Origin of the sequence: Rugamonas aquatica, from assembly GCF_009380215.1 — a bacterium.
Taxonomy (GTDB): domain Bacteria; phylum Pseudomonadota; class Gammaproteobacteria; order Burkholderiales; family Burkholderiaceae_D; genus Rugamonas; species Rugamonas aquatica_B.
In genome coordinates this window covers 49,783-63,815 of sequence record NZ_WHUG01000017.1, presented here as the reverse complement: position 1 = coordinate 63,815, position 14,033 = coordinate 49,783, and the positions used below count along the sequence as shown (strand labels likewise).

Here is a 14,033-nt window from a genome sequence, read left to right as displayed (position 1 = left end):
GTCCCTTTCCTTGGTGATGAGTGCACCAAGTTTTGGGTATCACGTTATGTCAGAGTCAAGCTGCGATGACTCGTTCGAGCGTCGTCGTTCCTGCCCATTCGACCGCGTTGGGATCGCTCTTGATGTCGATATGCGAGTCATTGAGGCTGCGGGTCATTTCGGCGAAACCGGCAAGGGCGGCCTTGGAGAAACGGGCATCCGCCAGCGCGTTGGGCCACTCGGCTTCGGGCAGTACCGCCACGTCGACAGGCTTCCTGAGCGAGGCTGAAATAACGGCGGCGACATCGTTCGGGGCGTAGTCTTTCGGCCCCGAGAGCGTGACGATGCTGGTCGCGGTTCTTTCTTCCTGCAGCAGGGCGGCTGCGGCGCTGCCGACATCGACCGTCGCCACCATCGGGATCGCGCGCTGTGCCGGCGCCAGGAACGTCGGCAGCGTGCCGCTGCACATGGCGTATCCGACCAGCGGCATCCAGTTCTCCATGAAGTAGGCCGCGCGCAGGAAGGCGGTGGGGATGCCGGTTGCGCCCAGGCGCTGTTCGAAGATGCGGTTCATCCCGATCCATCCTGTCGCGCTTTCGCGGTCGGCGCCTATCGAGGACAGTGCCACCAGCCTTGGCACCTCGGCCGCAACCGCAGCGCGCGCCGTGGTATCGGCAATCAGGTCGGCGATCTCGAACAGGTCTTCACGGTTGTAGTGCTGCGGGCTGACGACGTAGGCGCCCCGGGCCTGGTTGAGCGCCTTCGTCATCGAGGACAGGTCGGTCAGGTCGGCCACGGCGACCTGCGCGCCGCGTTCGGCCCAGGGGCGGCCTTGAGCCGGGTCGCGCACCACGACGCGCACGGCTAGCCCTGCGCGCAACAGCGCATCGGCGGCTGCGGCGCCGGTACGGCCGGTCACGCCGAATACTACGTATGGGAGGGGGAGGGAAGCAGTCATACAGAAATCTCCTATTCAGATGAGCCTGAATGGTGCATGATCGCTCGACATACATAAATGGCATGAAAGTCATACTCAACATGCACCAAGTGGATTTATCTGCAGTCGATCTCAATCTGTTGAAGCTGTTCGAAGCGCTGGTTCGGGAGCGTAGCGTTACCCAGGCCGGCCTCCGCCTGGGCTTGAGCCAGCCGGCCGCCAGCCGAGCGCTGGGGCGGCTGCGCACGATGCTGGGCGATCGCCTGGTGGTACGCGGCAAGCTCGGCCTGGAACTGACGCCGCGCGGCGAGGCGCTGGCGGGGCCGGTGGCCAAGCTGCTGGATGATGCGCGGGGCATCGTCTCGCCTGCCGTCTTCGATCCAGCGTCGGCAACGGGGCGCATCACGATCGCCGCGCATGACCACCTGAGCCTGATGGTGCTTGCCGGGTTGATGGCGCGCTTCGAGCGCCATGCGCCTGCGCTCAGTCTCCATATCGCGCAACCGGTCGGGGATAATGTGCGGCTGATAGAGCAGGGCGGCGCGGATCTGGCGTTGGGGATTTTTGATGCGCTGCCAGGCAGTTTGCATCGGCGCAGTCTTTACGCCGACAGCCTGGTGTGCGTGATGAGAGCCGATCATCCTGCGGTGTCTGAGGGACTTGGTCTGGAGCGGTACGTGAGCTTGCGTCACATTGCCGTGACCATTTCCGGCGTGGGCGAGAGTGCGGTTGACGTTGCGTTATCGGCGCAGGGGCGCACTCGCCACGTCGCGTTGCGCGTGCCCCATTTTCTTGCCGGTGCGATGCTGGTGGCGGACAGCGATATGATACTCACGCTGCCCGGCCGTCTGGCGCGGCTGCTGGCGGAAAGGCTGCCGCTCGCGCTGCTGGAACTGCCGCTACAGCTGGCGCCCTTGTCGCCAGCGATGATCTGGCACGAGCGCTTTCACCGCGACCCTGCGCATGTCTGGGTCAGGCAGCAACTGGTCGACGTTGTCGCTGCGTTCAATCAGGATGGATAAATGCCGCCGGCCGTCTCACGCTGAGACGGGACCGCTATCGGCCAGAATATCTTGGCCCTTGGCGCGCCGCCGGAATTGGACCACGTATGCAATGGTGAGGGTGAAAATTGCGAGGGTGCCCATGATATTCGGGATCACAATGCTCCATGGCTGCAGGGACACCAGAAGGTTGCCTGCGCCCGCCGACAGCATTCCAAAAAAGACGGCAGTCATCTTCAGTCCGGGGTCGAGCGGACGCGCTGCACGTAACCAGAATACCGGCCACCAGTGGCGTGACAGGTCGTAGCTGGCAACGAACGCCAGCATGCCCAAGCTTGGCAAGGTGACGATCGCGGCACGCGCGCTCATTTCAGTGTTTGCGAGTACCAACACGCATGCAGCCAGCGCCGAAATGGCAAATAGCGCATCCGGCCACAAAGGCCCGTGCGAGCGCAGCTTCAGTGCGCGCAGGCCGCTGACAAATTCGTAGAACATCACCAGCACAAGCGCCTGCACTGCCGACAGCGACGAATGATGGCCAAGCACCAATGTCATGCCGCCGCTGCCAATCACGAACGCCGCCAGCAGCGCGAAGCGGCGCCCCCAGCGTCGATGCTGAAGCCCTCCCTTTGTGCTGAGCAAAGGAATGAGTCCAAGCACAAGGCCAATACCGCCGAATCCAATATGGACCAGTAAATTCAAGAATTGGGCAGTATGCATCGGCGGCTGGGGAGTTGTAAAAATATAGTCACACTACCATTTCTGCCAGCTCACCACATAAGCCGGCGCCGGCTGGGTGCATTGCGGATCGACCACCGGCTTCATCGCCACGCGCTCGAACGGCAGCACGCCCGCCCACACCGGCCAGTTCATGTCTTCCTCGTCGTCTTCCGGCGGGCCGGAGCGCACCTTGCAGGCCGCTTCGCCGAGCGCGATGCGCATCACCGTGGTGGCGGCGAATTCCTTGTCCGAACCCGGACGTATCTCGGCCTGGCGGCCCGGCACCAGCTTCTCCATGAAGGCCGCCATCGTGCTGCGCCGCTCGGCTTCGTCAGCCACCACTTCGAACCGCCCGTAAATCATCGCCGACCGGTAGTTCATCGAATGATTGAACGCGGAACGCGCCATCACCAGGCCGTCGAGGTGCGTGATGGTCACGCAGGTCTCGCTCTCCGTCAACCGCTTGAGCATGCGGCTGCCGTTGGAGCCGTGGATGTACAAGTGATTGCCCTCGCGCCAGCAGGCGGTCGGGATGCAATGCGCACCCTTCTCGTCGGCGAAGGCGATGTGGCACAGGTAGGCATCGTCGATGATCGCGTGCAGCGTGGCGGTGTCGTAGTGCGCGTTGGTCGGAATGCGGCGGACGCGGGTGCGTTCGCTCGGTGCGGCGTGGTTTGCTGGTTCGGTCATGATCTCCATCCAAAAAGGTTGAGGCCGAAATATAGTTGCTGACTGGCTCCTGTAACAGATCCAGAAATATTCATTTTCATGGGGCCAGCGAACTGCCGGTGTGATTATCTGTGCATTTCTGCCGCAGGCCACCCTGTAGACTGGGAGCGCCGCATGTTCGCGGCGACTCGATCACCCACACCGTGGAAGCCACATGAATCTCAATGCCAGGATACTCGTCGCCGCATTTGCCGGCATGCTGTTCCATTTTGCGCCGGCCCGGGCGCAAGCCGACGCGCGCAGCTACGCTGTGCTGTCCTTGATCGGCAACGCGATCCACGTCGACACCGTGCGTACCTCGGTGGGCGTGCGCGCGCCGGGGGAAACCCACCACGTGCTCGACATCCCCGACCAGGGCTTCGATACCACCGCGCTGCTGGCGGCCAATGCGTCAATCAGGCGGCTCCAGCCCGGCGCGAAAATCGTGCTGATGACGACCCAGGACGCGGAACTGTACAAGGCGCAGAACACGATGTTCGAGCGGCCCGAGGCCAACCAGGCCAATCGCGATTACCTGCTCGATCTGCTCAAGGATCGTGGCGTGAGTCATCTGGTGCTGGTGACGAAGCAGCGTGACAATGCGTACTTCAAACTGGACAACGGCTCGACCGGCACCGGCCAACTGGAGGGGCTCGGCTTCTACATCGACGACACCACAATGTTGCGCGGTACCGAGACGGCGATCTCATCGCGCGGCATGCTCGGCCCGTTTGCCTACGTCAAGGCGCGGCTGCTGGACGCCCGCACGCTGGCGCTGGTGGGCGAAGTCAAATCGAACCAGTCATCGATCGTGGTCCGCCCGTCGAGTGAGGCCAGCGGCATGGAGATCTGGGACACCATGGCCAGCCCCGAGAAAGTCGATCTGATCAACGCTCTGCTGAGCGATGCCGTCAAGGGCGCGATGGCGCCGTTGCTCAGCAAGTAGCCGGCGCCGCTACTTCAGCACCGCCACCGCATCGACGATGTCCACGCCCTGCAGCTGGCCGAGCCAGGCGTCGAACCACGGCTTGTGGGTGGCGCCGACGATGGTCAGCACGCGGACTCCCGGACGTTCGCGGAAGGTTTCGCGGATGTTGGCGACCATGCGCAGGTTGCGGACTTCCCATCCGCCGACCCAGATCTGCGGGTAGTTCTCGGGCGACTTGGCGCGCATGGCCGGACCGACGTTGCCTTCGGCGCGCACGCGCAGGTTCTGGCTGTCGTTGATGACGCGGTACAGCGGCAGCAGGTCGGCGGCGCGCGACAGTTCGTCCTCGCGCTTTTCGTTGGCTTTCAGCGTGGCCCCGCCTGCGGCCCATGCGGCTTCGATCGAGCGGACGAAGGCTTTGACATCCGGCACGTCGAGACTGTCGCCGGTGTGGTTGTCCACCGCATGCACGCGCGGCAGGCCGAGGCGCGCGGCCAGGCGGCCGGCCAGCTGATAGTCTTCGCCGTTGCGGTGGCCGGTTTTTTCCAGCGTCTCCACCAGCGCCGCGCTCAGGCTGTCGCCGGCGTGGCGCTCGGCCTCGGGCAGCTGCAGCCACTGCACGTAGGCCGAGGCGGTATCGTTCGACGCCATGAACAGCGCGGCCAGGCGCCGCCGCTGTGCCGGCGCCGGTTGCGCGGGCCAGGCCTTGAGCGTCTTGCTGGTTTCGGCGATGGCCGCCGGCATATCCATGCCCGTGGCGGCCTTGGCGGCGTCGGTCGATGGGCAGTAGTCGGCGCCGTACCTGGCGGGATGGCGCGCGGCCAGATCGCATTCTTCGCCGGACTCCTTTTCGATCGTGATGATGTCCGGCTTGAACGCCGCCAGCCGATTGAGCACGCCGTCCAGCGCGGCCGGGTTGAAATCCGCCGGCATCTCGCGCAGGTGGACGGTGCCCAATACCAGAACCTGCGTCCGTGGTCCGGCCATGTCGCGGTCCAGCCCTGCCAACATCCCCTGCGCCTGCGCGGCCAAAGGCAGTGTGGCGATCAGTCCCAGGATCCAGTGTGTCGCTTTGCGCATGTCTTCCCTCAAAAATGAAATGATGCATGGAAGTCTACAAAGGTCGGCAAGACGGGCAGGGCGGATTCCGATGAAATGCCGATTTGCGGGCATGGAGCGTCAAAAACGGCGATCGCCATATAATGGCGGACTGGCTCCTGAAAATGGCCCAGAAGAACAGCTTTTCATGGAGCCAAAATGGATATCGCCCTGCTGATCGACGGCTATGCCGACCAGAACCGCCATCGCGGCTGGCCGCGCCAGCGCCTGCTGCACGAATGTCTGCGCGCGGCGATCCGCAGCGGCACGCTGGCGGCGGGCACGCGGCTGGCCGCTTCGCGCGCGCTGGCCGAGGAGCTGGGCCTGGCCCGCAACACCGTGCTGTACGCCTACGAGCAGCTGGCCAGCGAAGGCTATGTCACCACCGACCGGCGCGGCACCGTGGTGGCCGTCGTGGCGCCGGACCGCAAGCCTGCGGCGCAGCGGCACGCGGCCACGCCGCAGGCCGGCCTGTCGCAGCGGGCACTGGCGCTGCGGCCGCAGCCCGGACCTGCCGAGATGATGGGCGCCTTCGTGCCCGGCGTGCCGGCGCTCGACCATTTTCCGCTGACGCTGTGGCGCCGCATGCTGGAACGGGCCTGGCGCGCGATGACGGTGGAGCAGCTCAACTACGGCGATCCGGCCGGCGAGCCGCTGCTGCGCGAAGCCATCGCCGACCACCTGCGCGCCGCGCGCGGCGTGGTGTGCGACGCGGCCCAGGTATTCATCACCGACGGCACGCAGAGCAGCCTGGATCTGTGCATGCGCGCGCTGGCCGATGTCGGCGACACCATCTGGATCGAGAACCCCGGCTACGCCGGCGCGCTGGCGGCCGCGCGCGCGGCCAGCCTGAACGTGGCCGGCATCGACATCGACGACGACGGCATGGCGGCCAGCGCCGACGACTGGCTGCTGCGTCCACCGCGCCTGGTCTACACCACGCCGTCGCACCAGTATCCGGTGGGCGGCGTGCTCAGTCTGCGCCGGCGGCTGGCGCTGATCGCCGCCGCGCGCGAGGCCGGCGCGCTGGTCATCGAGGACGACTACGACAGCGAATTCCGCCACGACGGCGCGCCGCTGCCGGCCATGCAGGGCCTGGCGCCGGATGCGCCGGTGGTCTACCTGGGCACCTTCAGCAAGACCATGTTCCCGTCGCTGCGGATCGGCTTCGTGGTGGTGCCGCCGTGGCTGGCCGAGTCCTTCGCGCAGATGCGCGCGCAGTCGTCGGCGCGCGGGCGCGTGGCGGAGCAGCTGGCGCTGGCGGAGTTCCTGCGCAGCGGCCAGTTCGCGCTGCACCTGCGCCGCATGCGGCGGCTGTACCGCCAGCGGCGCGACGCGCTGGTGGCGGCGCTGGAAAAGCATCTGGGATCGGTGGCGACGGTGCACGGCGGCTCGGCCGGCATGCACCTGGCGCTGCGCTTCACGCGGCCGGAGCTGGACGACCACGCGATCAGCGCGCAGGCGCTGGAGCACGGCATCGTCGCCGAGCCGTTGAGCGGCAAGGATACGCAGGGCGTGTCGGGCTGGCAGGGACTGATGCTCGGCTACGCACAAGTGCCGGCCGAGCGGATGGAGGGATTGGTCAAACAGTTGGCGGCGATCGTGCACCTGGCGGCCTTCGCCGCCAACCGTTCAAGACGACATTAAAACGCGGTGTCGGCGCGGATGTACATCGAGCGGCCGTTGACGCCGATCGGGCAGGTTTCCCAGCAGCGGGTGAAGCCCAGTTTCGGGAACGCGCCGCCGTTGGTCCACTCCGACGGCAGCTGGTTGAACATATTGTTCACGCCGATGCTGAAGAAGGTGCGCTTGGTGTAGGCATAGCGTACCGAGGCGTCGACCAGCCACTTGGCATCCCACTTCTGCAGCGGGCTGAAGTTTTCAGCTTCCACTTCGCCGTAGTAGTTGGCGCGGGTGTTGACGTTCCACTGGCCGGCGGTGTAATCGGCGGCGATCACGTGGTGCTTGCGCGGCTGGCCGTGTTCGATCAGCGTCACTTGCGACTTGTCGAACAGCTGCTCGCCGGTCAGCACCGAGGAGGTCGAGTGGCGCTTGGTGACTTCGGTTTTATTGAAGCCCAGCTGGCCCGACAGCACCAGCGTCGACGCCGCGAACTTCGACGTATGCTCGGCCACGATGTCCAGGCCGCGCGTGCGGGTGTCGACCGCGTTGGTGAAGAACTGCGCCTGGCCGACGGCAAACGGCTTGAGGATGTTGGCGATCGGGCCGCCGCCGGCTTCCGGTGCGATCTCGCTGGAGAATACGATGCGGTCCTTGATCTTGATCTCGTACAGGTCGGCGGTCAGCGACATATTCTTCGCCGGACGCAGCACCATGCCGACGCTGCCGCTGGTCGAGGTTTCCTCTTTCAGCGGCGCGATGCCGAAGGCCTTGGTGACGGCGCTGCCCTGGCGCGCGGTCAGGGTTTCGGTCAGCACGCCGTTGTTCAGGTTGGTCGAGACCGAGCTGTAGAACTCTTGCTGCACGCTCGGCGCGCGGAAGCCGGTCGACAGGCTGCCGCGGAAGCCGATCTGCTTGGTCGGATCGAAACGGGCGCTCAGCTTGCCGGTGACGGTGCTGCCGAAGTCCGAGTATTTTTCATAGCGCACGGCGCCGGCCAGCGTCAGGTTATCGACCGGCTTGGTTTCGGCGTCGAGGAACAGGGCGATGTTGTGGCGGCCCGAATCGACGGCGGTGGCCGGCGTGTAGCCTGGGAAGCCCTGGATGCCGGCAGCGGCGGTGGCGCCGCTCGGCGTCGTGATGACCGGCAGCGGGGTGTTGTTGCGGCCGTACTGATACGAGACCGGGTCGCCGGCGACGATCTGGTAGTTGTCGGCGCGGTACTCGAAGCCGGTGGCCAGGAATACGCTGCTGTCGCCGAACTTGACCGGGCCCTTGACGTCGGCGTTGAAGGTCAGCTGGTTGAACTTCAGCGTGCCGGTGTTGGCGTCGCGCGGCGATTCGCCGTAGATGGTGCCGTCGGCCTTCTTCTCGTACCAGTAGCTGACGTTGACGCTGTCCGCTTCATGGAAGCCCAGCTCGCTGGCGCCGTAGTTGATGCTGACATCGGCCTTCCAGTCGTTCGGCAGGTCGCGGCGGTAGCCGAAGGCGAACGAGGCGTCCTTGATGTCGGTGTGGATGGACGGCAGGTAGCCGTTCGGCGCCAGCGATGGAATGGTGCGGTCGTCGCCGGCCGAGCGGAAGAAGCCGTACGAGTCGCTCTTGCGCTTGGAGATGCCGCCGAAGGCGTAGAACTCGCTGACCTTGTCGATCGGCAGCGCGGCGTTCCACCACAGGTAGGCGTCCTTGGTGTTGCTGTCGCCGATGTGCTGGGTCACGCGCGGCGGACCCGGCAGCGTGCGGATCGAGTCCGGACCGGCGCGGTTGGTTTCGCCGCGCTTGCGGGCTTCGGCGGTCAGGTTGATGAAGCCGCCGTCCTGGCCCAGCGCGAAGCCGGTGTTGGCGGTGCCCGAGTACAGGTCGCCGTCGCCTTCGGAGGTGGTGCCGTAGCTGCCGCTGAGCTGAGTCTCGTTGACCTGCGACTTCAGCACGATGTTGATGACGCCGGCGATCGCGTCCGAGCCGTACTGGGCGGCGGCGCCGTCGCGCAGCACTTCGATGTGGTGGATGGCGCCCAGCGGGATGGCGTTGATGTCGGTGCCGGCCGAGCCGCGACCGATGGTTTGCTGCACGTTCACCAGCGCCTGCTGGTGGCGGCGCTTGCCGTTGACCAGCACCAGGACCTGGTCAGGCCCCAGCGAACGCAGCGTGGCCGGACGGATCGAATCGGTGCCGTCGCTGATGAAGGTGCTGGAGAAGTTGAACGATGGGTCCAGCGTCTGCAGCAGCTTGCCCAGTTCCAGCGGGCCGGCGGTCTGCATGTCTTTCAGGCCGATCAGGCCGACCGGGGACGAGGTGTCCAGCGCAGTCTTGGCCACCGAGCGCGAGCCCAGCACGACCACGGTCTGTTCGGGAGCCGGCGCGTCTGCGGCGGCGGTCTGGGCGCTGGCCTGGCCGGCGGCCAGCAACAGGATGGCGCTGGCGACCAGCGTGCGTTTGAAGTGAGGTGCTCTTGTCATGTATCTCTCTCGTTTTAGTGGACGCGCGCGCGGATAGCGGCGTCGAGAAAAATACTAGCTTGGCGGCAGAGCGTGCTGCAACGCGGCATGCACCACATTGTTGCAAAATATGCACATTTGACAATATTGCGTGCGTTATACGACGACTTGGCGTAATCTGGTCGACGGCCTGCTGCAAAATGGTGCAAAACTGTGGTGCGCGCGCATCAGACCGGCGCTTATTCAGCGCTTATTGCTGGTCCAGCATCCACCCCTTCAAGCCGTTGACCCAGGACTTGGCCGGCAGGTTCAAACTCTTCTTGATGGCGCCGGCGCGCTCGTACAGCACGCTGAAATCCAGCACCGGCGATTGCTTGAAGGCGATCACCACGATGTTGGCGTCGTGTACCTCCGGCAGCCAGACCACGGCGTCGAACACCAGTTCCATCGCCTGCAGGTTCTTGTCGTAGTTGGCGAAGTCGCCGAACACATTGGTGGTCATGATGCCGCCGTCGCTCAGGCAGTCGAAGCAGGCCTGGTAGAACTCGGGCGAGTCCAGCACCGGGCCGCGCGCTTCTTCGTCGTACAAGTCCACCTGCAGGATGTCGACGCTGCCGTGGTTGGCCGGATCCAGCACGAAATCCATGGCGTTCATTTCCATCACGTTCAGGCGCCCGTCGTTGGGCGGCAGGCCGAACTGGGCATTGCAGATGGCGATCACATTGGGGTTGAGTTCGACCGCCGTCACGCGCGCGTCCGGCAGGCGGCGGTAGCAGAACTTGGTCAGCGCGGCGCTGCCCAGGCCCAGCTGGACGATGTGGCGCGGCCGGTCGTTGAACAGCAGCCACATCATCATCATTTGCACGTATTCCAGCTCGATGTTGTCCGGCTTGGCGAGCCGCATCGCGCCCTGCACCCAGGAGGTGCCGAGGTGCAGGCTGCGTACGCCCTGGAATTCGGTGGTGGTGGCGGGCGGATGACCGGGGGCGTCGAAGCGGGAGGGGGAGGCGTTGGTGAGTGACATGGCGCTAGTTTACCAGCCCGCCCGGCCGCGCGTGCGGCGTAAAAAAAAGACGCCGGAGCGTCTTTTTAAGGGCGTGGCGTTCAGGACTTGCGGCGTCGCGCAACCAGCCCCACCAGTGCCAGGCCGCCCAGCAGCATGCCATAGGTGGCGGGTTCCGGCACAGCCGAGGTGATGTCCAGCGTGCCTGCGTAACTGGCGTGGCCGACATCGGTACCCTTGATGGTCAACGTGATCAGGCCGTTCACCGGGATGCCGAAGAACACGCTGCCCGAGGCGAAACCGTTGAAGATCGGCAGCGGCACGCCATTGATGTCGGCCCAGCTGAAGTTGATCATGGTCGGTGAAGGTGGCGAGAAATTGGCGAAGTTGGCGAAGAAGCCCTGCGCCGATCCCGGCAGACCGGAATACGAGAAGGTGTAGGTATCGGTGAAAGCCAGCCCATCGGTGTGCGACGTGCCGAACGGAACTGTCCAGTTGGTTGGGCCGCCGGCCATGGCCACGACCGCCGGCGTATAGTCGTTCGCCAGCGCTCCCCCTGCCGCTGCGGCCATCAAACCGGCTGCCAATATTAATTTTAATTTCATATTATCCCCGCGAAAGTAAGACTTAATACATGAAACCCCCGTACTACCGGATCAAAGTACGCCTGGGGATTTTCGATGTCAATCAGCTATTTTTTTATCGCGCGGGCAAGAATCATAGGCTCTGGCTAACTCCCGGGCTCAACAATAAGAAATTTCCTATGCTCAATTTCCGTTATGCAAATCATCAACAAAATTTCAATTTAGTAATGACGCATTAGTTGCTGATTGCCGACAGCGGCAAGACCAGCGTGACGGTCAGGCCGCCGCCGTCGCGGTTGGCCAGCGTGATGCGGCCGCCGTGGGCTTCGGCGATTTCGCGCGCCAGCGCCAGGCCCAGGCCGGTGCCGCTGCGCTTGGTGGAGTAGAACGGCACCAGCGCATTGGTCAGCACGGTGTCGCTCATGCCGGGGCCGCGGTCCTGGACATCGATGCGGACGGCGTCGTGCAGGCGCCGCACCTCCAGGCTGACCTGGCCGGCCGGCGAGCCCGATTCGTGGGCGTTCTTGAGCAGGTTCAGCAGCGCCTGCTCCAGCTGCGAGGGATCGAAGGCGCAGGCTTCGGCGGGCGGTTCGCCGATTATCGTGAAGTCGACCTGGGCCGCCAGCTGGGCCAGGAAGACCGGCCACGATTGCAGCTCCAGCCGTGGCGCCGGCAGCTTGGCGAAGCGCGCGTAGCCGAGGATGAAGCTTTCCAGGTGGCGGGTGCGCTCCTCGATGGTGGCGAGGATTTGTGGCAAGCGCTCGGTCTGGCCGCGCCGCACCAGCTCGGCGCCTGAATGCGCCAGCGAGGTCAGCGGCGCCAGCGAATTGTTCAGCTCATGGCTGATGACGCGGATAACTTTTTTCCAGGTCTGCACTTCCTGCCGGCGCAGCTCCATGGTCAGCTGGCGCAGCAGCAGCAGCTCGTGCTTGCGGCCGTTCAGGTTGAAGCTGCGGCGGGCCAGGTGGTAGACCTCTTCCTGGTCCAGCGCTTCCTGGCCCTCGCCGGCGCCGGCCTCGCGGGTGGTGAACAGGCCGTCGCCGCCGCGCGCCATCGCTTCGCGCAGCGCCGGCGAGGCTTGCGCCAGGATGTCGTCGAGCCGGTGGCCTTCGAGCCGGCGGCCCTGGTGCAGCAGCTGGCGCGCGGCGATGTTGGCGTAGACCACCGGGCCGGCCTCGCGCACCAGCAGCATCGCCACCGGCGTGTTCTGCACCATGGTGTCGAGCAGCAGCTCGCGCTGCACCAGGTCCAGGCGCTGCTGGCGCAGCACGTCGCCCAGCGTGTTGTGGGCCGCGACCAGGTCGCTGAGCTCGTCGTTCTGCGGCCAGTGCAGGCTGAACGAAAAGTCGCCGTCCTGGTAGCTGGTGACGGTGCCGGTCAGCGCGCGGAACAGCGACAGCATGTATTCGAGCTGGGCGCGGATGGTGATGATGGAAATCGGCAGCACGCACAGCAGGCAGACGGCCAGCACCATGCCGGGATGGGCGGGGAAGAAATGGGTCAGCGTCAGCGCGATCAGGATGCCGACCGTCAGCAGCGTGCCGACCAGCGCGGTCCAGCGCGTTAGCAGGGATAGGCGCATGCCTTGCGGGCGCGCGCCTGTCGGGCGTACCGGCGGCGGCGTGGCGCCCATCAGGGACGGGCGATGCCCAGCCGCTCCATGCGGCGGTACAGCGCCTGGCGCGACAGGCCCAGCTCGGCGGCGGCCTGCGCCACCACGCCGCCGGCGCGGCTCAGCGCCAGGCCGATGGCGTCGCGGTCGGGCTCGCGTCCGCCGTCTTCCAGCGCGGCGCCGGCGGCGGCCGGCAGGCCGAGGTCGCCCACTTTGATGAGGTCGCCCGCGGCCAGCAGGCCGGCGCGCGCCATGACGTTCTTCAGCTCGCGCACATTGCCGGGCCACGCATGGGCCAGCAGCGCGGCCTGCGCCGACGGATGCAGCTGCTTGGCATCGCCGAGGAAGTGCTGGGCCAGCGGCAGGATGTCGGCCGGGCGTCCGGCCAGCGGCGGCAAGCGCAGCTCGATGACGTTGAGGCGGTAGAACAAATCTTCACGGAAGCTGCCGGCCCGTATCATCGCCTGCAGGTCGGCGTTGGTGGCGCTGACCACGCGCACCTTGACCTGGCGCTCGCGGTTGGAGCCGAGCCGTTCGAAGCGGCCGGTCTCCAGCACGCGCAGCAGCTTCATCTGGCCGGCCAGCGGCAGGTTGCCGATTTCGTCGAGGAACAGGGTGCCGCCGTCGGCCGCTTCGAACTTGCCTTCGCGCGCCTTGGAGGCGCCGGTGTAGGCGCCGGCGTCGGCGCCGAACAGTTCGGCTTCGATCAGCTCGGCCGGCAGCGCGCCGCAGTTGAGCACGACGAAGGGGCCGTCGCGCACGGCGGAATTGGCCTGGATGATCTCGGCGATGCGTTCCTTGCCGGTGCCGTTGGGGCCGGAGATCAGCACCGGCACGTCGGCGCGCGCGACCTGGCAGGCCAGGTGCACGACGCGCTCGGTGGCCGGGTCTTGCCACACCATGCCGCGCAGGTCGTAGCCGCGTTCGAGTTCGCGCCGCTGGCGCAGCTCGGTCTGCAGACGCTGCTGCAGCGCGCGCTTGGTCTGGCCCAGCTCGATCAGATTGTGGACCGTGGCGATCAGGCGGTTGTCGTCCCACGGCTTGGCCAGATAGTCGGCGGCGCCGGCCTTGACCAGGTCGACCGCCGCGTCCAGGTGGGTCCACGCGGTCAGCAGGATCACCGGCAGCTCGGGATGGCGCGCGCGGATGGCGCGGAACAGCGCCGTGCCTTCCTCGCCGGACGTGGTGTCGGCGGTGAAGTTCATATCCTGCAGCACCAGGTCGACGCTGTGGCGCTCCAGCATTTCCAGTCCGGCTTCGGGGGAGGCGGCGCGCAGCGCGTCGATGTCGTGCAGCGAAAACAGCACTTCAAGCGCGATGGCGACGGCGGCGTTGTCATCTATGATTAATACGGTAGGCATGCCGTAAGCATAACATTGTCGCGGCATGCCCGGTGTGGCAAACA

At 65.7% G+C, this 14,033-nt stretch carries 12 protein-coding genes; 3 read left to right on the top strand and 9 right to left on the bottom strand.

Features of this window, described 5'->3' with window-relative positions:
- Positions 1–55 precede the first annotated feature (55 nt).
- The gene (locus GEV02_RS28110; protein WP_152841187.1) at positions 56–937 is read right to left on the bottom strand and encodes an NmrA family NAD(P)-binding protein; all 882 of its coding nucleotides are present in this window, start codon (positions 935–937) and stop codon (positions 56–58) included.
- A 62-nt stretch (positions 938–999) separates the two neighbouring features.
- On the opposite strand from GEV02_RS28110, the gene GEV02_RS28105 reads away from it, so the two are divergent.
- The gene (locus GEV02_RS28105) at positions 1,000–1,938 is read left to right on the top strand and encodes a LysR family transcriptional regulator (protein WP_235922994.1); all 939 of its coding nucleotides are present in this window, start codon (positions 1,000–1,002) and stop codon (positions 1,936–1,938) included.
- Positions 1,939–1,953: 15 nt separating this feature from the next.
- Here the strand turns inward: GEV02_RS28105 and GEV02_RS28100 are convergent, their stop codons facing one another.
- Positions 1,954–2,637 (bottom strand): hypothetical protein, encoded by a 684-nt coding sequence (locus tag GEV02_RS28100; protein ID WP_152841185.1) that lies wholly within the window; start codon positions 2,635–2,637, stop codon positions 1,954–1,956.
- Between the two features lie 33 nt (positions 2,638–2,670).
- Positions 2,671–3,327 (bottom strand): pyridoxamine 5'-phosphate oxidase family protein, encoded by a 657-nt coding sequence (locus tag GEV02_RS28095; protein ID WP_152841184.1) that lies wholly within the window; start codon positions 3,325–3,327, stop codon positions 2,671–2,673.
- A gap of 193 nt (positions 3,328–3,520) precedes the next feature.
- Here GEV02_RS28095 and GEV02_RS28090 point away from each other — a divergent pair, with 193 nt between their 5' ends.
- Positions 3,521–4,291 (top strand): hypothetical protein, encoded by a 771-nt coding sequence (locus GEV02_RS28090; protein ID WP_152841183.1) that lies wholly within the window; start codon positions 3,521–3,523, stop codon positions 4,289–4,291.
- A 9-nt stretch (positions 4,292–4,300) separates the two neighbouring features.
- Here GEV02_RS28090 and GEV02_RS28085 read toward each other — a convergent pair whose 3' ends face one another.
- Positions 4,301–5,353, bottom strand: a complete 1,053-nt coding sequence (locus GEV02_RS28085; protein ID WP_152841182.1) for a DUF5694 domain-containing protein — start codon at positions 5,351–5,353, stop codon at positions 4,301–4,303.
- Between the two features lie 177 nt (positions 5,354–5,530).
- Between GEV02_RS28085 and pdxR the strand changes: the two genes are divergently transcribed.
- Entirely contained in the window at positions 5,531–7,018 is a 1,488-nt protein-coding gene (gene pdxR, locus GEV02_RS28080) for a MocR-like pyridoxine biosynthesis transcription factor PdxR (RefSeq protein WP_152841181.1), read from the top strand.
- Here the strand turns inward: pdxR and GEV02_RS28075 are convergent.
- The 5 genes from GEV02_RS28075 to GEV02_RS28055 all read right to left on the bottom strand — a co-directional run bounded on the left by GEV02_RS28075 (position 7,015) and on the right by GEV02_RS28055 (position 13,989).
- Positions 7,015–9,450 (bottom strand): TonB-dependent receptor plug domain-containing protein, encoded by a 2,436-nt coding sequence (locus tag GEV02_RS28075; RefSeq protein ID WP_152841180.1) that lies wholly within the window; start codon positions 9,448–9,450, stop codon positions 7,015–7,017. The genes pdxR and GEV02_RS28075 overlap by 4 nt on opposite strands.
- Before the next feature lie 229 nt (positions 9,451–9,679).
- A complete protein-coding gene (locus tag GEV02_RS28070) occupies positions 9,680–10,453 on the bottom strand; it encodes a spermine/spermidine synthase domain-containing protein (protein ID WP_152841179.1) in 774 nt (257 codons plus the stop codon).
- 80 nt (positions 10,454–10,533) lie between these two features.
- Positions 10,534–11,037 carry an FxDxF family PEP-CTERM protein gene (locus GEV02_RS28065; RefSeq protein ID WP_235922993.1) on the bottom strand — a complete coding sequence of 168 codons (504 nt, stop codon included), beginning with the start codon at positions 11,035–11,037 and terminating at the stop codon, positions 10,534–10,536.
- 214 nt (positions 11,038–11,251) lie between these two features.
- Entirely contained in the window at positions 11,252–12,598 is a 1,347-nt protein-coding gene (locus GEV02_RS28060; protein WP_235922991.1) for a sensor histidine kinase, read from the bottom strand.
- A gap of 50 nt (positions 12,599–12,648) precedes the next feature.
- The gene (locus GEV02_RS28055) at positions 12,649–13,989 is read right to left on the bottom strand and encodes a sigma-54-dependent transcriptional regulator (protein WP_152841177.1); all 1,341 of its coding nucleotides are present in this window, start codon (positions 13,987–13,989) and stop codon (positions 12,649–12,651) included.
- Positions 13,990–14,033 lie beyond the last annotated feature (44 nt).